General features: G+C 69.7%; 17 protein-coding genes. 10 read left to right on the forward strand and 7 right to left on the reverse strand.

The window, feature by feature from the left end:
* Nucleotides 1-108: 108 nt before the first annotated feature.
* Nucleotides 109-513 carry a hypothetical protein gene (locus VEB62_RS01400; protein WP_324794708.1) on the forward strand — a complete coding sequence of 135 codons (405 nt, stop codon included), beginning with the start codon at nucleotides 109-111 and terminating at the stop codon, nucleotides 511-513.
* A 6-nt stretch (nucleotides 514-519) separates the two neighbouring features.
* On the opposite strand, the gene VEB62_RS01405 is transcribed toward VEB62_RS01400, so the two are convergent.
* Genes VEB62_RS01405 through selD form a run of 4 tightly spaced genes read right to left on the reverse strand, consistent with a single transcriptional unit; the run spans nucleotide 520 to nucleotide 5,036 of the window.
* A complete protein-coding gene (locus VEB62_RS01405) occupies nucleotides 520-1,611 on the reverse strand; it encodes an SGNH/GDSL hydrolase family protein (RefSeq protein ID WP_324794709.1) in 1,092 nt (363 codons plus the stop codon).
* Between the two features lie 12 nt (nucleotides 1,612-1,623).
* Nucleotides 1,624-2,919 (reverse strand): dicarboxylate/amino acid:cation symporter, encoded by a 1,296-nt coding sequence (locus tag VEB62_RS01410; RefSeq protein WP_324794711.1) that lies wholly within the window; start codon nucleotides 2,917-2,919, stop codon nucleotides 1,624-1,626.
* A 9-nt stretch (nucleotides 2,920-2,928) separates the two neighbouring features.
* Nucleotides 2,929-3,993, reverse strand: coding sequence for a tRNA 2-selenouridine(34) synthase MnmH (gene mnmH, locus VEB62_RS01415; RefSeq protein WP_324794713.1), 1,065 nt, complete (start codon nucleotides 3,991-3,993; stop codon nucleotides 2,929-2,931).
* On the reverse strand, nucleotides 3,990-5,036 hold the full coding sequence (gene selD / locus VEB62_RS01420; RefSeq protein WP_324794714.1) for a selenide, water dikinase SelD: 1,047 nt from the start codon (nucleotides 5,034-5,036) through the stop codon (nucleotides 3,990-3,992). The genes mnmH and selD overlap by 4 nt, the downstream gene beginning before the upstream one ends.
* A 64-nt stretch (nucleotides 5,037-5,100) precedes the next feature.
* Here selD and VEB62_RS01425 point away from each other — a divergent pair, with 64 nt between their 5' ends.
* The 6 genes from VEB62_RS01425 to VEB62_RS01450 all read left to right on the forward strand — a co-directional run bounded on the left by VEB62_RS01425 (nucleotide 5,101) and on the right by VEB62_RS01450 (nucleotide 10,015).
* Entirely contained in the window at nucleotides 5,101-6,942 is a 1,842-nt protein-coding gene (locus tag VEB62_RS01425; RefSeq protein WP_324794716.1) for a family 43 glycosylhydrolase, read from the forward strand.
* An 84-nt stretch (nucleotides 6,943-7,026) separates the two neighbouring features.
* On the forward strand, nucleotides 7,027-7,692 hold the full coding sequence (locus VEB62_RS01430; RefSeq protein ID WP_324794718.1) for a glutathione S-transferase family protein: 666 nt from the start codon (nucleotides 7,027-7,029) through the stop codon (nucleotides 7,690-7,692).
* Between the two features lie 91 nt (nucleotides 7,693-7,783).
* Nucleotides 7,784-7,999: a hypothetical protein gene (locus VEB62_RS01435; protein ID WP_324794719.1), complete on the forward strand. Its 216-nt coding sequence runs from the start codon at nucleotides 7,784-7,786 to the stop codon at nucleotides 7,997-7,999.
* Between the two features lie 138 nt (nucleotides 8,000-8,137).
* On the forward strand, nucleotides 8,138-8,611 hold the full coding sequence (greA, locus tag VEB62_RS01440) for a transcription elongation factor GreA (protein WP_324794720.1): 474 nt from the start codon (nucleotides 8,138-8,140) through the stop codon (nucleotides 8,609-8,611).
* Between the two features lie 4 nt (nucleotides 8,612-8,615).
* A complete protein-coding gene (locus VEB62_RS01445; RefSeq protein WP_324794722.1) occupies nucleotides 8,616-9,035 on the forward strand; it encodes a VOC family protein in 420 nt (139 codons plus the stop codon).
* On the forward strand, nucleotides 9,032-10,015 hold the full coding sequence (locus tag VEB62_RS01450) for a mitochondrial fission ELM1 family protein (RefSeq protein WP_324794723.1): 984 nt from the start codon (nucleotides 9,032-9,034) through the stop codon (nucleotides 10,013-10,015). Before VEB62_RS01445 ends, VEB62_RS01450 begins: the two co-directional genes overlap by 4 nt.
* A 66-nt stretch (nucleotides 10,016-10,081) precedes the next feature.
* Here the strand turns inward: VEB62_RS01450 and VEB62_RS01455 are convergent, their stop codons facing one another.
* The gene (locus VEB62_RS01455) at nucleotides 10,082-10,348 is read right to left on the reverse strand and encodes a glycine zipper domain-containing protein (protein WP_324794725.1); all 267 of its coding nucleotides are present in this window, start codon (nucleotides 10,346-10,348) and stop codon (nucleotides 10,082-10,084) included.
* A gap of 68 nt (nucleotides 10,349-10,416) precedes the next feature.
* Between VEB62_RS01455 and trxB the strand changes: the two genes are divergently transcribed.
* Together trxB and VEB62_RS01465 are read left to right on the forward strand one after the other, a co-directional pair.
* Nucleotides 10,417-11,424, forward strand: coding sequence for a thioredoxin-disulfide reductase (trxB, locus tag VEB62_RS01460; RefSeq protein WP_324794727.1), 1,008 nt, complete (start codon nucleotides 10,417-10,419; stop codon nucleotides 11,422-11,424).
* Between the two features lie 51 nt (nucleotides 11,425-11,475).
* Nucleotides 11,476-11,871: a nuclear transport factor 2 family protein gene (locus tag VEB62_RS01465; RefSeq protein WP_324794728.1), complete on the forward strand. Its 396-nt coding sequence runs from the start codon at nucleotides 11,476-11,478 to the stop codon at nucleotides 11,869-11,871.
* Nucleotides 11,872-11,955: 84 nt separating this feature from the next.
* On the opposite strand, the gene VEB62_RS01470 is transcribed toward VEB62_RS01465, so the two are convergent.
* Both VEB62_RS01470 and VEB62_RS01475 read right to left on the reverse strand, forming a co-directional pair.
* A complete protein-coding gene (locus tag VEB62_RS01470; protein ID WP_324794729.1) occupies nucleotides 11,956-13,110 on the reverse strand; it encodes a cell wall hydrolase in 1,155 nt (384 codons plus the stop codon).
* 118 nt (nucleotides 13,111-13,228) lie between these two features.
* Nucleotides 13,229-13,708: a Dps family protein gene (locus VEB62_RS01475; RefSeq protein ID WP_324794730.1), complete on the reverse strand. Its 480-nt coding sequence runs from the start codon at nucleotides 13,706-13,708 to the stop codon at nucleotides 13,229-13,231.
* A gap of 156 nt (nucleotides 13,709-13,864) precedes the next feature.
* On the opposite strand from VEB62_RS01475, the gene VEB62_RS01480 reads away from it, so the two are divergent.
* On the forward strand, nucleotides 13,865-17,914 hold the full coding sequence (locus VEB62_RS01480) for a PAS domain S-box protein (protein WP_324794731.1): 4,050 nt from the start codon (nucleotides 13,865-13,867) through the stop codon (nucleotides 17,912-17,914).
* Nucleotides 17,915-17,966: the final 52 nt, after the last annotated feature.

Genomic DNA, 17,966 nt, shown 5'->3' on the forward strand with positions numbered 1-17,966 from the left:
CGCCCGACGGTCTGATCCTCGGATCAAGCCCGAGGATGACGGCGGTGGGTGGGGTGGCCGGGGAGCCATCCGTCCGTTTCTGACGTAACGGCGTGCGATCATCCCCGCATGGAGCACTATCGTCTGCGCAAATATCGGGGGCCGGAGACGTGGGCGCAGGTCCGCAAGGCCTATGTAGCCGGCGAGTCCGCGCCGTCCGTGGCCCGCCGGTTCGACGTCGGCCTGTCCAATCTGCGCCGCCGCGCCATGGCCGAGGGCTGGACCCGGGCGCGGATCGCCGAGCGGCTGGACCTGAGACCGCTTCGGGGCGGGGCCGACGATCCGCCGCCGGCGTTGACGGCCCTGGCCGAGCTGGAAACCTTGCCGGAGACGCCGAGGATCGGGGCCGATGCGGCGATCATGAAGGCCGTCCGGCGCGCGGCGTGGCTGGTCAGTCAGGGGCAGGCGGCGGAGGCCGGGGCGCTCTTGCGGGCCGCCGAGGCGCTGGACCGGATGAAGTGGGCGGCGAAATAGGCGGGTTCAGCGGGCGGCTTCGCGCCAGGGATCGTCCATGCCACGGAGGACCGCCTCAAGCAGATCGGCCAGCCTCTCCTGATCGGCGGCGGACGGATGCCAGTCGCAACCCCCGAGATCGAGCCCATCGAACCGGAGCGTCGTCACCCGACCCGGCGCTCCGGCGTTCACCGCCGCCGCGACCCGTTCGGCCTCGCCGACGAAAGCGTCGGAGCCCATCAGTATGAACCGCGCGTCGGGATTGTTCCGCATCAGCCGCCCGATGAAGGCGACATAGGCGCCGCGCCAGGCGCTTCGCAGGGCGGCGGCGTCGCGCCAGGGCTCTCCCGCCTTCAGGGGCGTCGAGAAGTCGTTGGTCCCCAGGTTGATCACGATAATCGCGGGGCGCCAGCCGGAGGCGGTCGTCTCGATAGGGTCGGGAGAGTCCGGCTTGAGACGGTCGTAGATGAGAGGAAGGCTGAGGCCTGCAGAGGTCCCGTCGTAGTTCCGGACCACGCCAAACCCTGAATAGGCGTTGACGCGATAGTCGGCGTCGAGGCGGCGCGCCAGCCGGGGACCGAACGCCTGCTGGGTGTCGGTCAGGTCGTGGACCTGGTCGGCGGTGCAGGACCGGTCGGCCGACGCGACGCCATAACCCACGCTGTGGGAGTCGCCGATGAACTCGATCTGGCGGGATCGGACCGGTGGCGGGAGGGGCGTCGAACCGGTGGACGGGAAGAAGCCGATGAAGCGGCCTCCCCCGGTCTGGCTTTCGGTCAGTTTCTCCAGACGGATCACATGATCCGCGTCGGGCAGGGCCTGAAGGGTGACGTCGACCAGCCCCGCCTCACGGAACAGCAGCCGCTCCTCGCCGTCGATCAGGAGGCGCATATGCTCGGCCGGTGCGTCAAGCCGGATGCGCACGCCGGGTCCGCGGAAACGGGACTCGAAATAGACCCCGGGCCAGCCAAAGCTCAGGCTTCCGTCAGTCTCGACGATGGCGCGGCCGCCGACATGGACCGGGAGGGGCTCGGCCGGCGTTTCGCCCGCCCCGGCGGGTAACGCCAGCGCAAGGGCGCACGCCAGCAGCAGGAAGGTGGCGGTCCGGTGGATCGTCATGGCGATCGGCCCCTAGATTCCCGACGCCGCTTCCGGGTCGGCCGTCGCGTCCCGGCCCTCGACGATGCGCGCCGCCGCCAGGTCGGCGGTGACGTTGCCGATGGTGCGGAAGATGTCGGGCACGACCTCGACGGCCAGCAGCAGGGGCAGGACCTCGAGCGGCAGGCCCATGACGATGGCGATGGGGGCGATGGAGGCGAAGAAGCTGACCTGGCCCGGCAGGCCGACGGTGCCGACGCTGACGGCCAGGGCGGTCACCCCGCCGGCGACCAGAACCCCCGGGGTCAGGGGGATGCCGTACAGGTGGGCGACGTAGATGCAGACGGCCAGGTTGGCCACGGTCGAGGTGATGCGGAACACAGCCACGGCCAGAGGCAGGACCAGACCCGCGGTCGCCGCGGAGACGCCGAGACGGTCGATCGCCCGCTCGACCATCACCGGCAGGCAGGCCAGCGACGACTGCGTCGAGAACGCCACCACCTGGGCCGGGGCGGCGGCGCGGGCGAAGCGGCCGAGCGTGATCCGGCCAAAGACGACGGCCACGACATAGGTCAGCAGGATCAGGCCGATCAGGGCCAGCGAGACGATGGCGATGTAGTGGCCCAGCACGCCGGCCGCGCCGAGGCCCGCGCTCAGGCCGACGCCGAGCGACAGGGCGAAAACGCCGAGGGGCGCGGCCAGCAGCACCCAGTGGACGATGACGATCATCGTCTCCGAGATGGCCTCGAAGAAGATGGTCAGAGGCTGGCGCAGGCGGGCCGGCAGGCGGGTGGTCGCGAAGCCGAAGACGATGGCGAAGACCACGATGCCGAGGATGGCGTCATCCGCCGCGGCGCGGATCGGATTGGAGGGGGCGAGACTGGTCAGGAAGGCCGTGAAGCCGCCGCCGCCGAGATTCTCGCGCACCGCCGCGTCGCCCGCCGCGCCCGACAGCAGCAGCCGCCCGCCCTCGGGATCGATGGGCCAGAGCGCGTGCAGGCCCTCGGACGCCAGGACGCCGTAGACCGTCGCGCCGAGCAGCAGCAGGGCGAAGACCACGACCGCCCGGAGCGCCAGACGGCCCGTCGCGGCGGCGTCGGCGATGGAGGCGATGCCGGTGACCAGCAGGCTGAAGACCAGCGGGATGATGGTCATGCGCAGGGCGTTGAGCCACAGCTGGCCCAGCCCCTCGACCACCGCCACGGTCCCCGTGCCGCCGGGGATCCCGTAGGCCTGGGCCGCGGCGCCGGCGAGCAGGCCGGCGACGAGGGCGACCAGCACCCTCAGGCTGAGCGAGGACATCAGGGCGGCGGTGCGGGAACGGATCATGCGGCGAAGCTAGGCCGGGTCGGGGCGAGCGTCGAGCGCGGAAACGATCATCCCGGCGGCGGCGTCGAGGCCGACGGGCGTCAGGTCCGGCAGGGTCAGGCGCCGCAGCACGGCGCGGTCGCGAGCGGCGCCTGTGCGACGGTAGGCGGGATCGTAGTGGGCTTCGATCAATTGGCGAACCAGGGTTTCGAGTTCGCCGTCCGCGGCGAGGGCGCGCCACTCCCCGATCGTGGTCTTCGCATGATGGCGCGGGAGACGGGTCAGGGCGGCGTCCAGCGCTTCCGGATCGGCGGCGATGCCCGCGTAGGTCCGCAGGGTGAAGGCGACCCGCGCCTCCACCGGCGCGTCGATCTCGACGACCGGCGCGGCGGACATGGCGGCCCACAGGGAGGGCGGGATCACGCGGGCGCCGATCTTGCTGCTCTCGGCCTCGACCAGCACCGGGCGGTCGGGGTCGAGCCGCGACAGGGCGTCGTGCAGGCGGGTCTCAAAGGCCTTCTGCGACGGCTGGCCGCCGGGCATGGCCCCGAACAGGGAGCCGCGGTGCGCGGCCAGCGCCTCGAGGTCGAGGATCTGCACCCCCCGCGTGGACAGGGCGCCGAGCAGGGCCGTCTTGCCCGAGCCGGTCGGGCCGTCGAGCAGGACCAGCCGGTGGGCGAGCGGGGCGTCATAGAGGGTCGCCTTCACCTGCCGGCGCCAGGTCTGGTAGCCGCCCTCGAGCACGGTCACCGGCCAGCCGACCTGGTCCATCACGGTGACGATGGCCCCCGACCGCTGCCCGCCGCGCCAGCAGTAGACCAGCGGACGGAACGAGCCGTCGCGGTCGGCCAGGGCGCCCTCGAGGTGGGCGGCGATGTTGCGGGCGACGAGGGCGGCGCCGGCGCGGCGGGCGAGGAATTTGGAACCCCGGACGTATTCGGTCCCGACGGCGGCGCGCTCGGCGTCGTCGAGGACGGGCAGGTTGATCGCGCCGGGGATGTGGTCGAGGGCGAACTCGGCGGGACTGCGTACGTCCAGGATGGCGTCGAAGCCGTCGCGGGCCTGAGGCGACAGATCGACGGTGCGCCGGATCATGCGAGGACGCGGACGCGGGCGGGGCCGTCGACCACGCGACCGACGACGGCGGCGCGATCGAAGCCTTCGGCGCGGGCGAGGTCGAGCAGGGCGGGCGCTTCGCTTTCGGCCACGGCGATGAGCAGGCCGCCGGAGGTCTGGGGATCGGTGAGCAGGTCGACGCGCCAGTCGGCGAGGCCGGACGGCAGGTCGATCGACGCGCCATAGCTGTCCCGGTTGCGGCCGGAGGCGCCGGTGCGGACGCCGCCGGCGGCGAGGGCCTCGACGCCGTGCAGCAAGGGCGGCTGGGCGGCGAGTTCGACGGCGAGACCGGAACCGCGGGCCATCTCAAGGGCGTGGCCCAGCAGGCCGAAGCCGGTGACGTCGGTGACCGCGTGAACCCCGGCGCGGCCGGCCAGCTTCGCGCCGAGGGTGTTCAGCGTCGTCGTCGAGGCGATCAGGGCGGCGTAGCCCGCCTCGTCGAGCCTGCCCTGTTTGAAGGCCGCGCTGAGGACCCCGACCCCGAGCGGCTTGGTCAGGATCAGCACGTCGCCGGGCCGCGCGCCGCGATTGGTCAGGACCTGGTCGGGATGGACGAGGCCGAGGGCGACGAGGCCGTAGATCGGTTCGACGCTGTCGATCGAATGGCCGCCGGCCACGGGGATGCCCGCCGCCGCGCAGACCGAGGCTCCGCCCTGCAGGATGCGGCCGATGGTGGCGGTCGACAGCGTGGCGACCGGCATGCCGACAAGGGCCAGGGCGAAGATCGGCGTCGCGCCCATGGCGTAGACGTCGGACAGGGCGTTGGTCGCGGCGATGCGGCCGAAGTCGAACGGATCGTCGACCACCGGCATGAAGAAGTCGGTCGTGGCCACAAGGGCCTGCTGGTCGTTGAGGCGCCAGACGGCGGCGTCGTCGGAGGTCTCGGTTCCGACCATCAGGTCCGCGAACGGCGCGGCGAGCGGCAGGCCCTTGAGGATGTCCCGCAGCACCGCCGGGGCCAGCTTGCAGCCGCAGCCGCCGCCGTGGGCGAGCGAGGTCAGGCGGGGCTCTGGCGTGGTCATCGGCCGGGTTTGGGCGAAACCGCTCGTGAACTCAACAGGCGGGGGCGCGTGCTAGCCTGGGGCCATGCGCCAGACCCTGCTGATCGCCCTCGCCGCCGCCCTCGCCGCGCCGGCCGCCGCGCAGGAGGCCCGCCCACGCACCTGGGCCAATCCGGTCGACGTGGATTACAAATACAATTTCGAGCAGACCCACCGGGGGATCAGCTACCGCACCGGGGCCGACCCGGTCATCGTGCTGCACCGGGACCGTTACTTCCTGTTCCAGACCCTGGCCGACGGCTACTGGACGAGCGAGAACCTGCTCGACTGGATCTATGTGCAGCCGGACAAATGGCCGTTCGAGAGCAATGTCGCGCCGGCGGCCGTGTCGGACGGGGAGCGGCTGTATCTGATGCAATCGGCGTTCGAGCCGCGGCCGCTGCTGGTCAGCGAGCATCCGGAGACCGGGCATTGGGACTGGCACACGCGGGTGCTGCCTCCCGTGCCGGGGGCGGTCAGCCGCAATGAGGAGGGGTCGTACGGCGACGCCGGACTGCCCGCCGGGAAGCTGCCGCCGGGGCCGTGGGACCCGGGCCTGTTCATCGATGACGACGGACGCTGGTACCTCTACTGGGGCTCGTCGAACGTCTATCCGCTGTACGGGTCGGAGATCGATCCGGCGCCGCCGGTGCGGTTCGTCGGCGAGCCGCTGGCGCTGCATGTGCTGCACCCGGACCAGCACGGCTGGGAGCGGTTCGGACAGGATCACTCCGGAGGCCTGCCCAACGGCACGCCCATCAAGCCCTTCATGGAGGGCGCGTGGATGACGAAGCACGGCGGGCGGTATTATCTGCAGTACGGCGCGCCTGGCACCGAATACAACGCCTACGCCAACGGGACCTATGTGGCGTCGAGCCCGCTGGGGCCGTTCGAATACGCGCCCTACAACCCGGTCAGCTACAAGCCCGGCGGCTTCGTCGAGGGGGCGGGGCACGGCTCTACCTTCCAGGACCGGCACGGCAACTGGTGGAACACCGGCACGCCGTGGATCGGGCACAACTGGACCTTCGAGCGCCGCATCGCGATGTTCCCGGGCGGCTTCACCCCTGACGGCCAGATGCATTTCTCGAGCCGGTTCGGCGACTATCCGCAGCGCATGCCAACGGGGAAGGTCGATGATCCCGACAGCCTGTTCACCGGCTGGTTCCCGCTGTCCTACAAGGCGCCCGCCGAGGCCTCGTCGACCGAGGGCGAGTATACCGCCGACCGCGCCGCCGACGAGAACCCGCGCACCTTCTGGGTCGCCGGGGCCAACCGGGCGGGCGAGACGCTGACGCTGGACCTGGGCCGGATCCAGCGGGTCCATGCCGTGCAGGTCAACTACGCCGACCATCAGTCGGGGATCTATGCGGAGCGGCCCGACATCCGGACGCGGTTCCGCCTCCTGTGGTCCCCCGACGGCGCCGACTGGCGGGTGTTCGCCGACCTGTCGAACTCCGAACGCGACCGTCCCAACGCCTATGTCGAGGGCGAGCGGCCGGTCGACGCCCGCTACATCCGCTACGAGCACGGCGAGGTCGCCGCCGCCCACCTGGCCATCTCGGACCTGCGGGTGTTCGGAACCTCGGACGGGACGCCGCCGGAGCGGCCGACGGACATCCGGGTCGAGCGCGGCGCGGACCAGAGAAACGCCACGGTCCACATCGCACCGGTGTCAGGGGCGCTGGGCTACAATGTGCGCTGGGGCGTGGCCCCGGACCGGCTGTTCCTGACGTATCAGGTGTACGGCGACGACCTGCGCGAACTGGGCGACCGGCTTGAGGTGCGGGCTCTGAACACCGGCGTCGACTACTGGTTCGCCGTGGAGGCGTTCTCGCCCAACGGAGTCTCTCCGCTGAGCCGGGTGGTGGCGGTTCCGGCGGACTGAGCGGGGACCGGCGTCGTTCCCGATTTCGCAGTTGCGAAATGTGGCGTTTCCCGTTGAATAGCCGCGCTTGAGCAGGAATTCGCCATGATCACTGTCCACCACCTCAACGACTCCCGCTCGCAGCGCGTACTGTGGCTGCTGGAGGAACTGGGGCTGCCGTATGAGGTGAAGCGGTATCAGCGCGATGCAAAGACCCTGCTGGCCCCGCCGGAACTCAGGGCCGTCCATCCGCTGGGCAAGGCGCCGGTGGTCGATGACGGCGACGTCCGGGTGGCCGAAACCGGGGCGATCGTCGAATACCTGCTGGAGAGCCATCCGGGATCAGGCCTGCGGCCGGCGCCGAACACTCCGGCGGGACGGCGCTTCACCTACTGGCTGCACTACGCCGAGGGTTCGGCGATGACGCCGCTGCTGCTGAAACTGATCTTCAGCCAGATTCCAAAACGGGTCCCGCTGCTGGCCCGCCCGGTCGCCAACGGAATCGCGCGCGGGATGAACGCGCGCATGATCGATCCGCAACTGGCCGCGCATACAGCGTACTGGGAGGCCGAGTTGGGGCGGTCGGAATGGTTCGCCGGCGACGTCTTCTCGGCCGCCGACATCATGATGAGTTTCCCGGTGGAGGCGGCGGCGAGCCGGGTCGGCTTCGGCGCCGACAAGCGCCGACTGAAAGCCTTCCTGCAGCGTATCCACGCCCGCCCGGCCTACCAGCGGGCGCTGGAGCGGGGTGGGCCCTACAGCTACGCCTGAGCCGGTCGGCGCCCGGGACACAGTCTGGCGAAACCGGCCCAGTGTCCGGAACCGGACGGCAACCCCGGCCAGGGCGAAACGTTAATGGGCCATGCGCCTGAGAACCGTTCAAGTTATCGCCGCCCTGATCGCGGCTGTCGCCTTCGTCCTCGCCTTCATGGCGGCGGGAGTGTTTCTGATCTCCAGCCTGTTCATGGCGGTGGGCCTCGCGGCTGTCGCCTGGCTGGCCTGGAGCCTGGTCCGTCGGGTGAAACTGTGGGGCGAAATCCAACAAATCCGCGCCCGGGGGCGAAAGCCGGTCGCATAAGCCCAATGCGACCGGACGCCTTCCCCCCTTGAACCTTGGGATAGGGCGCCCTACCCTCTTGGGCCGGTCGCGTGCGCCCAGCGACCTCTGTGCCGAGTCAGTCTGTCAGTCGGGCGATAGCTAAGAAACTCACGACATATGGAAAAAGTGCCGATGACGGCCGAGGGCTACCGTGCCCTGGACGATCAGTTGAAGCAATTGAAGTCGGTCGAGAGGCCGAGCGTCATCGCGGCCATTTCGGAGGCGCGCGAACACGGCGATCTGTCCGAAAACGCCGAGTATCACGCCGCCAAGGAACGGCAAGGCTGGATCGAGGGTCAGATCGCCGAGATCGAGGACCGGATCAGCCGCGCCCAGGTCATCGATGTATCGAAGCTGAGCGGCAATCAGGTGAAGTTCGGGGCCACGGTCACCGTGGTCGATGAGGACACCGAGGAAGAGGGCCGTTACCAGATCGTCGGCGAACACGAGGCCGACGTGAAGGCGGGCAAGATCTCCGTCTCCTCGCCAATCGCACGCTCGATGATCTCCAAGGAGGTCGGCGACGTGGTCGAGGTCAACACCCCCGGCGGCGTCAAGGCCTACGAAATCCTCAAGGTCGAGTGGAAATAGCCCGATGACAGACGCCCCCGGAACGCGCCCGCCTCTGGTGTCGCACGTTTCCGTCGGCGTTACGGACCTGTCCCGGGCCGGGCTGTTCTACGATGCGGTGCTGGCGACGATCGGCGCGCGTCGGATCATGGAGCACGGCGTGGGCATCGGCTACGGCCGCAACTTCCCCGAATTCTGGGCCGCGCAACCGCACGACGGAAAGCGGGCTCTCGCCGGAAACGGAACCCACATCTGTTTCAACGCGTCGGACGCCGCGGCCGTGGCGGCTTTTCACGCGGCCGGACTGGCGGCGGGCGGGTTCGACGACGGCGCGCCTGGCCCACGGCCTGAGTATGCGCCCGGCTACTACGCCGCCTTCCTGCGCGATCCCGACGGCAACAAGGTCGAGGCCATGTGCTGGATCGCGCGTCCCGCCGCGGGGTGACCGGCCCCCTCTCCATCCGGGTCGTCTCGGACGGCCGCGCCGGCATCGAGAACCAGGCGCTGGGGCTGGCCGAGGCCGTGCAGCGGCTGACCCCCGCCACCATCGAGATCAAACGCATCCACTGGCGCAAGGCCTTCGACAAGCTGCCGTCCGCCCTGAAGGCGCCGTGGATGCTGGACCCGTCGTCCGATCCGGCGTTCCCCGGCCCCGGCGAACGCTGGCCGGACCTGTGGATCGCCACCGGCCGGGCCACCCTGCCGCTGTCAGCGCGGGTTCAAGAACGGTCAGCGGGCAGAACCTTCGTGGTCCAGACCCAGGATCCCCGCTGGAAGATGGACGCCTACGGCCTGGTCGTGGCCCCGGCCCACGACGGCATCGCCGGACCCAATGTGCTGTCGATCACCGGTTCGCCCCATCGGGTGACGGCGGCCCGGCTGGCCGAGGGCGCGGCGGCCTTCGAGGATGTTCTGGCTCCCCTGCCCCGCCCGCGCGTGGCCGTGCTGATCGGCGGACGTTCGGCGGCGTTCGATCTGCCTGAAGCCCATGCCGCCGGACTGGCCGACCGGATCGCGGCCGCTGTCCGCGGCGCCGGTGGATCGCTGATGCTGACCTTCTCGCGCCGGACGCCCGAGGCGGCCAAACAGGTGATGACGGCGCGGCTGGCGTCCCTGCCGGGCCTGATCTGGGACGGGACGGGGCCGAACCCCTATTTCGCCTTCCTGCATTTCGCCGACCACGTGCTGGTCACCGAGGACAGCGCCAATATGGCGGCGGAGGCGGCGTCGACTGGCGCGCCTGTGCACATCCTGCCGATGGTTCCGCTGAAGTCCGGCGGCAAGTTCGCCCGCCTGCACGCCGATCTGCGCGAACACGGCGCGGCGCGGCCGTTCGACGGGTCGCTGGACGACTGGAGCTATGAGCCGCTGAACGAGACGGAGCGGGCGGCGCGGGCCATTCTGGAGCGGATGGCGCGCGCGTAGGCGGCCGCCCCCAACCCGGTCGATGCTGCGCATCGACCACCCTCCCCGGGACGGGGAGGGAGAAACCTAGTCGCCGCCCCCGCCGCCGCTTCCGCCGCTGCCGCCGTCAGAGCCGCCGTCGTCCGTGTGTCGGCCTTCGCCGTCGGACGACGTGTAGCTGTCTCCAGAGCTTCCCTTGCGGCGCTTGCCCGCATCCATGGCGGCACCAAAGGCGACGCCGATGGCGATTCCGACGCCGATGCCCAAGGCCAGATTGCCCATCGCGACGCCGACGCCGGCGCCGACGGCTATGCCCAGCGCGATGCCGATGCCCAGATGACTGCGGCCTTCCATGGCGCCCTCCTGTGAATGGATGCGAGCCTAGCATCGCGCGAACCGGAATCAGCGCCTAAATAGACGCCATGAGCACTCCCCGCACCGTTCGCGTCGCCATCATCGGGTCCGGTCCCGCCGGCTGGACCGCCGCCATCTACGCCGCGCGCGCCATGCTGAGCCCCGTCGTCATCGCCGGCCTGCAGCCCGGCGGCCAGCTGACGATCACCACCGACGTCGAGAACTATCCGGGCTTCAAGGACGTGATCCAGGGCCCGTGGCTGATGGAACAGATGCGGGCCCAGGCCGAGCACGTCGGCACCGAGGTCATCGAAGACATCGTGGTCAGGGCCGACCTGTCGCAGCGGCCGTTCCGGCTGACGCTCGACTCGGGAACCGAACTTCTGGCCGAGACGGTGATCATCTCGACCGGCGCCCAGGCCAAATGGCTGGGGATCGAGAGCGAGGCGAAATACCAGGGTTTCGGCGTTTCCGCCTGCGCCACCTGCGACGGCTTCTTCTACCGCGGCAAGGACGTGATCGTGGTCGGCGGCGGCAATACGGCCGTGGAAGAAGCGCTGTTCCTGACCAATTTCGCGTCGAAGGTCACCGTCGTGCATCGCCGCGACGAGTTCCGCGCCGAACGCATCCTGCAGGATCGCCTGTTCGCCCACCCCAAGATTGAGGTGATCTGGGACTCGGCCATCGACGAGATCCTGGGCACCAGCGAGAACGGCGGCGTCAACGTCACGGGCGCGCGGCTGAAGAACGTCAGGACCGGCGAGACACGCGACGTCGCCGCCGACGGGGTGTTCATCGCCATCGGCCACGCGCCGTCGTCGGAACTGTTCGCCGGCCAGCTCGAGACCAAACAGGGCGGCTATCTGGTGGTGCAGCCGGGCACGGCGGCGACGGCCATCGAGGGCGTCTGGGCCGCCGGAGATGTCACCGACGACATCTATCGCCAGGCCGTCACCGCGGCGGGCATGGGCTGTATGGCGGCGCTGGAAGCGGTGCGTTTCCTGGCCGAGCAGGACCACAAGGCCCAGGGCCATCCGATCTCGCACAAGGAAGCCGAGAAGATCGGCGTCTGGTAGGAACCCGCGCCCTCGAGCCCGGGTTGTGCCCTCCAGCAGAGGAGAGGCTCCATGCCCGACACCCAACAGATCGTCGACCTCGAAACCCGGTTCTGGGACACCATGGTGTCACAGGACGTCGAGGCCGCCACCGCCATGATGGCCGAAGAGGCGATCGTCACCGGTCCCCGGGGAGGCGCGAAGATCAGCCGCGGGGACTTCACGAAGATGATGGAAGGCGCCGACTGGACGCTGGACGAGTACCGGCTCGATGACGTCGAGGTGCTGTTCCCGACCGACGATCTGGCTGTGATCGGCTATACGGTCAGCCAGAAGGGCACGATGAACACCAAGCCCTACGACATGAAGTGCGCGGACACGACCACCTGGACCCGGTCTGGGGACAGCTGGCGCTGCGTGGTGCACACCGAGACGCCGTTGGGCGACCCCTACGGTGCAGCGGTCTGAGACGGCGTCAGCCGAACACCCGCAGTTCCGGCGGGGCCGAACCAGCGGGTGATCTTGCGAGCCGCCGGAAGCGTCGCAACGACGTCAGGAGCCCGGGCGACCCACTTCCTCGACGTCCATTGCCGTCACCCCGGGCGGCGGCGCGGCGGGAGCGGGCGCGGCCGGCGTCTCGAAGGCGGCCAGACGCTGGTTGATCTCGATGATCTGATCGCGGGTCGGCTGCTGGCGGCCGCCAAGGGACAGCACGCCGACGACGCGGGTCTGGCCATCGATCACGACGGTGCGCGTGGCGGTCTCGCCGTTGGCGGCCGCTTCGGCCAGGGCGGCCTCGGCCTCGGTCGCGGAGGCGATCTGGAGGCGGGGCCGTGCGAACCGCGCCTCGTCGATACGGGGCTCGCGACCGGAATAGGCCTGCCGGAACGCCGCCGGCTCGCCGTAGACGCCCTTCCAGCGATAGAAGATGTGCGCCCCGATCTGGGTCAGCTTGCTCAGCGTCGGGGCCCACCATGGGTGGACGTAGTTGGCGTGGTAGTGGGTGGCGGTGCCGACCTTGACGGCGACGGCGCCGGCGAGGGCGCGTTCGGCGACCCGGGCGGCGCGGTTCCAGGCCCAGGCGACGGGAGCCTGGCCGAGCGAGCCGTCACAGGTGAAGCTGAACTGGCAGCCGGTGACCCGCTCGGCGCCCTCGAAGACCACGCCGCAGACGGAGTTGGCGTAGTTGGGATCGCGGACTCGGTTCAGGACGACCTGCGCCACCGCCTCCTGGCCCTCGGTCGGCTCCAGCGCCGCCTCATAGTAGATAGCCTGGGTCAGGCAGCGGATCGCCCGCCGGCGGTCCTCGGCCGTGGCGGGCTTGAAGGCGAACGGCTGCGCCGCCCGCAGCAGGCCGGAGACCGGCATGGCGGCGTTCAGCTTGTGTGCTTCCAGACCGGAGGCGCCGAAGTCCAGGGACGGCTTGCCGCCGAGGGACAGGCTCTCCCAGCCAGGCGTGAGGCCGTAAAGGGCTGCGCCGCGCTCGGCGGGATCATGGCGGATGGCGAGGGCGAGCTGCGACGGGGTCATGCGCGCGGTGATGGCGGCCAGCCCCTTGTCGGTCAGGTCGCCCCTGGTCAGCTGGCGGACGGCCTCGGCGCGGCGGTCGATCTCGGGGCGGACAGTCGAACTGGCGGCCATGGCCACCCCGAAGGCGGCCAGGGCGGCGGGCGCGGCGGCGGCGAGCCGACGCGTCCTCTTCAGCATCGATGTCCAGTCGATCCTGGCCAAATCCAGCTCCATGCTCCGGCCGTCAAGCCGGACAGCCCGAGATAAACTTCAAGCGAGGCGGTTTTCAGGCCGAAAACCGTCGCTCGGTCAAGCCTCAGCGCCCTCCGAGGGTAGACCGCAGCATCCAGGCGAATTTCTCGTGCGCCGCCAGACGCTGCGTCATCAGATCGGCCGAGGCCTCGTCGCCGGCCGCATCGGCGGCGGCGAACGCCTTGCGGGCCGTGGCGATCAGCGTCTCGTGGTCTTTCAACAGCTCCTTGAGCATGGCGGTCGCCTCCTTCTCGGGATCGCCGTCCTTGATCGAGGTCAGGTTGCCGAAGCCCGAGAAGCTCTGCGGGGCGAGGACGCCGAGGGCGCGGATGCGTTCGGCGATGTCGTCCAGCGCCGCCCAGATATCGCGGTACTGCTGCTCCAGCAGGTTGTGGAAGCTGAAGAACTCCGGCCCGCGCACATTCCAGTGATAGCCGTGGGTCTTCAGATAGACAGCGAAGCTGTCCGCGAGGACCTTGGTCAGCTCCTGCGCCACGTCCGTGCGCTCCGTCTTCGAAAGGCCGGTGTCGATCGTCGCGGTCATGCAGGCTCCTGGCGCTGGTGGGGGTCGGCTCTGGAGTTAGGCGCGCCGGCCAGCCGTGCAAGGCGGTCGGGCGTGTAATCTCAAACGCCACGCTTGCCGGAACGCAAATCAGGCCAATACGTTGCCGGAAGTCGCGTGCGCGCGAGCGGGGGCTGAATGGGCGCGGTCGGGGTGCTTCGGCGGATACTGGACATCGACGCGGGTGTGACCCGCCTCGCGCGGGTCCGTCCGCGCGCCTGGTGGGTGTCGGCGCTGATCGGGATCGCCTGCGCGACGGTCATGCTGGTGATCCGTCTCGCGCTGTCGCCCTTCTATTCCGGCTTCGCCGGCTTCATGATTCTTCTGCCCGCCGTCATCGTGGCCGCGCTCGCGGGTGGGCGCATCGCCGGCGTCGTCGCGGTTTTCGCCTGCCTGTTCGGCGGCTGGGCGGTCGTTGGCCCGGACGTCGTCGGCGTGGGCACAGGCACCCGGGTGGGCGTGATAGCCACGACGAACTTCATCGTCGTGGGATTGTTCGCCACCGTGGTCGCGGCGGCCCTGCGCAAGATCCTCGGGCGGCTGGACGCGTCGATCGACGCCCTGCGCCTGTCGGCCGACCGGATCAACGAAAGCGAGCACCGCCTGCACCTGATCAGTGAACGGGCCCCCGTCATGCTCTGGATGAGCGACGAGGAAGGGCGCTGCGTGCATCTGAACGAAGCGCTCCGGCGGTTCTGGGGCGTGACTGACCCGGCGGGGGTCACCGACTTCGCCGCCTTTCTGCACCCGGACGACCGGAAGCAGGTCGCGGCGGTGACCCGCAAGGCCGCCGAACGGAACGCACCTTTCGAAGTCGAGGCCCGCTTCCGGCGCGCCGACGGCGCGTGGCGGATCCTCCGCACCGAGGCGCGCCCGCGCATCGACTCCGATGATCGATATCGAGGAATGATCGGCGTCAATATCGACGTCACCGACGCGCGGGCCGCCGAATCCGCCCTGCGGGAACGGGAAGCCCAGCTCCAGGCCATGGTCGACCAGGCCTCGGCCGGCATCGCCCGGGTGGGCCTGGATGGGACGATCCTGAGCGCCAATGCTCGCTACGCTGAAATCCTCGGCGTTCCCCACGACAAGGTTGTGGGGTTGAGCACCGAGGCGGTGAGCCATCCGGACGACGTCGGGCCGACTCATCGGGCGCTCGACCAGGCCCTCAACGAGGGCGGCGCGCAGTTGGAGAAGCGCTATATCCGTCCGGACGGGTCCATGGTCTGGGTCGTCGTCAGCGTGCGCGCCCTGACCGGCCCCGGCGGCGCGGTCGAAGGGTTCATCGCCGTGGTCGTGGACATCTCGGGCGCCAAGGCGGCCGAAGCCGCGCTACGCGAAAGCGAGGCGCGCTTCCGGCTGATGGCTGACACGGCGCCTTCGCCGGTGTGGCTGACCAACGCTGACGGAGAGGTGGAGTTCGTCAACGCCGCCCTCGTGGCGTTCTACGGGCGGCGGGCGGACGATATCCTCGGCCACGTCTGGCGCGAGGCGATCCATCCCGACGATGTGGCAGGAGTGAACGCCGTTCAGGCCCGGTATCGTCCGAAACATAAGCCCTACGGCTTCGAGGCGCGGTTCCGCCGGGCGGACGGGGCCTGGCGATGGATGCGGATCGCCGTCAACCCCCGCTTCGACGCCGAGCGGACCTTCATGGGCTATGTCGGCATGTCGTTCGATGTCACCGACACGCGCGAGGCCATTGAGCTGATCGCACGACAGGAACGGCGCCAGTCCTTCCTGCTGGCCCTGACCGACTCGCTGCGGGACCTGACGTCGCCCGATGAGATCATGACCGAGGTGGAACGCGCCCTCGGCTCGGAACTGCGGGCCCAGAGGGTCGGGTACGGCGAGGTCGACCAGGAGCGCCAGCAGGTGTCCATGAGCCACGACTGGACGGCGGATGTGGCCAGCGCCCAGGGCCAGTTTTCGCTCGAGGATCTGGGCGCCGAGCTGATCTCGGATCTGTCCGCCGGGCAGTCCATCCGCATTTCCGACGTGCGCCAGGACCCCCGCACCAAGGGGGCGATCGAAATCTTCGAACGGCTGCAAACCCGGTCGCTGATGCGGGCTCCCCTGATCCGGGCCGGCCGTCTGCGGGCGTTCCTGTATGTCCATGATTCCCGGGTTCGGGAATGGACGGACGGCGAGCTGGAACTGCTCCAGGAGGTCGCCGCACGAACCTGGACCGAGATCGAACGTACCCGGGCCGAGGCGGAGGTCCGTGAAAGCGAGGAGCGTTTCCGCGCCATCGCCGACACCGCGCCGGTGCTGATCTGGGTGACCCAGCAGGACCGCAGCCGGGCCTTCGTCAACCAGGCTTACGTCGCCTACAGCGGCGGTTCCTATGAAGAGGCGCGGCTGCTGGACTGGCGCGCCATCATCCATCCGGACGACCAGAGCCGCGTCCTTGAGGAGTCGCTCGCCGGCGAAGCCACCGCACAGCCATTCTCGATGGAAGCGCGGTACCTGCGCCATGACGGCGAGTATCGCTGGCTGAAGTCGTTTTCCCGGCCCCGGTTCGGAGCGAATGGCGACATCGTCGGCTTTGTCGGCGTGGCCTTCGACGTCACCGATATCCGCGAGGCCCAAGCCCGCCTGCAAGAGTCCGAGACCCGCTTCCGGACCGTCGCGGACAGCGCCCCGGCGTTGATCTGGATGAGCGACGAGAACGCCCGCATCATCTTTGCGAACCGCCGCTACAAGACGTTTTTCAGCCTGGAAAGCGAAGAGGCCCTGAACGACGGCTGGCGAGCGCGGGCCCATCCCGACGACCTGGCGGGGTTTGAAGCCGCCTATATGCGCGCCTTCGAGCACCGCGATCGCTTCGATGCCCTCCTGCGCGTGAATCATCCGATGCTCGGGTTGCGCTGGCTGCGCTGCGAGGGCGTGCCGCGCTTCGACGGCGCCGGCCAGTTCCAAGGTTACGTCGGGGCCAATATCGACGTCACCGAGGCCAAGCGGGCCGAGGATGACCTGAAGCGCATCAACGAACTTCTTGAGGAGCGCGTCGGCGAGGCGCTCGCGGAGAAGGCCAAGGCCGAAGCCGATCTGATGCATGCCCAGAGAATGGAGGCGGTCGGGCGTCTCACCGGCGGCGTGGCCCATGATTTCAACAATCTCCTGACCGTGGTGATCGGCGCGCTCGACATGATGCTGAGGGCTCCGGACGACGCCGCGCGCCAGAAGAAGCTGGGCGAGGCGGCCCTGTCGGCCGCGCGGCGGGGCGAACGCCTGACCCACCAGCTGTTGGCCTTCTCGCGGCGTCAGGCGCTGCGACCGGAGCCAACGGACCTGAACGGCCTGATCCGCGAGAGCGAACCCCTGCTCCGCCGGGCGCTGGGCGAGGCCATCGACTTCAGGCTCAAGCTGCGGCGTGGCGGGGCCCGCGTCAGCGTCGATCCGGCCCAGTTCGAGGCTGCCTTGCTGAATTTGGTCGTCAACGCCCGTGACGCCCTGGGGGATCGGGGCAAGGTCATCATCCAGACGCTGAACTGCCCGGTGGCGCCCGGCGAGATCGCCGAACTTCCGGCGGGCGACTATGTTTGCGTCACCGTGTCGGACAATGGATCAGGCATGACGCCCGAGGTCATGGAGCGGATCTTCGAACCCTTCTTCACGACCAAGCCTATCGGCAGGGGCACGGGTCTGGGCCTGAGCCAGGTCTATGGCTTCGCGCGGCAGAGCGGTGGTGGCGTCAGGGTGACCTCGACCGTGGGCCGTGGCAGCGAGATTCGCCTGTATCTGCCGCCGCTCCTGATGACGCAGGAAACCGAAATCCCCGCGCCGGCGGTGGAGTTCCGCGCCATGGCCGCCGGACACCGGCTGCTCCTGGTCGAAGACGATCCGGGGGTGGCGGCGGTCGCCCGGGAGCTTCTGGAAGGACTGGGCCTCGAGGTCCGGTCGGCCGAGAGCGGCCCCCATGCCCTGGAGTTGCTGAAGAGGGAGCGCTTCGATGTCATGCTGACCGATGTGGTCATGCCCGGCGGCATGACCGGGATCGAACTGGCGCGCGAATGCGCCCGGACCTGGCCGGATATGCGGATCGTCCTGACATCCGGTTACGCCGGCGACGACGTCGACGCGGCCCTGTCGGACGCGCCCTGGCCGTTTGTCCGCAAACCCTACTCCGGACAGCAACTGGCGGCGGTGCTGGGCGACCTTCCCGACGGGACGAAGGCGGGCTGAAGCCACAAGGACGACGGGCCCGACCGCTGTTCAGCCGGGCCGCCGGTCGGAA

The organism is Brevundimonas sp. (assembly GCF_035626975.1).
In the GTDB taxonomy this organism is placed as follows: domain Bacteria; phylum Pseudomonadota; class Alphaproteobacteria; order Caulobacterales; family Caulobacteraceae; genus Brevundimonas.

Excerpts from the sequence above, each read along its gene's own strand:
- VEB62_RS01400 (WP_324794708.1), top strand. The coding sequence starts at position 109 with ATGGAGCACTATCGTCTGCGCAAATATCGGGGGCCGGAGACGTGGGCG.
- VEB62_RS01405 (WP_324794709.1), bottom strand. The coding sequence starts at position 1,611 with ATGACGATCCACCGGACCGCCACCTTCCTGCTGCTGGCGTGCGCCCTT.
- VEB62_RS01410 (WP_324794711.1), bottom strand. The coding sequence starts at position 2,919 with ATGATCCGTTCCCGCACCGCCGCCCTGATGTCCTCGCTCAGCCTGAGG.
- mnmH (WP_324794713.1), bottom strand. The coding sequence starts at position 3,993 with ATGATCCGGCGCACCGTCGATCTGTCGCCTCAGGCCCGCGACGGCTTC.
- selD (WP_324794714.1), bottom strand. The coding sequence starts at position 5,036 with ATGACCACGCCAGAGCCCCGCCTGACCTCGCTCGCCCACGGCGGCGGC.
- VEB62_RS01425 (WP_324794716.1), top strand. The coding sequence starts at position 5,101 with ATGCGCCAGACCCTGCTGATCGCCCTCGCCGCCGCCCTCGCCGCGCCG.
- VEB62_RS01430 (WP_324794718.1), top strand. The coding sequence starts at position 7,027 with ATGATCACTGTCCACCACCTCAACGACTCCCGCTCGCAGCGCGTACTG.
- VEB62_RS01435 (WP_324794719.1), top strand. The coding sequence starts at position 7,784 with ATGCGCCTGAGAACCGTTCAAGTTATCGCCGCCCTGATCGCGGCTGTC.
- greA (WP_324794720.1), top strand. The coding sequence starts at position 8,138 with ATGGAAAAAGTGCCGATGACGGCCGAGGGCTACCGTGCCCTGGACGAT.
- VEB62_RS01445 (WP_324794722.1), top strand. The coding sequence starts at position 8,616 with ATGACAGACGCCCCCGGAACGCGCCCGCCTCTGGTGTCGCACGTTTCC.
- VEB62_RS01455 (WP_324794725.1), bottom strand. The coding sequence starts at position 10,348 with ATGGAAGGCCGCAGTCATCTGGGCATCGGCATCGCGCTGGGCATAGCC.
- trxB (WP_324794727.1), top strand. The coding sequence starts at position 10,417 with ATGAGCACTCCCCGCACCGTTCGCGTCGCCATCATCGGGTCCGGTCCC.
- VEB62_RS01465 (WP_324794728.1), top strand. The coding sequence starts at position 11,476 with ATGCCCGACACCCAACAGATCGTCGACCTCGAAACCCGGTTCTGGGAC.
- VEB62_RS01470 (WP_324794729.1), bottom strand. The coding sequence starts at position 13,110 with ATGCTGAAGAGGACGCGTCGGCTCGCCGCCGCCGCGCCCGCCGCCCTG.
- VEB62_RS01475 (WP_324794730.1), bottom strand. The coding sequence starts at position 13,708 with ATGACCGCGACGATCGACACCGGCCTTTCGAAGACGGAGCGCACGGAC.
- VEB62_RS01480 (WP_324794731.1), top strand. The coding sequence starts at position 13,865 with ATGGGCGCGGTCGGGGTGCTTCGGCGGATACTGGACATCGACGCGGGT.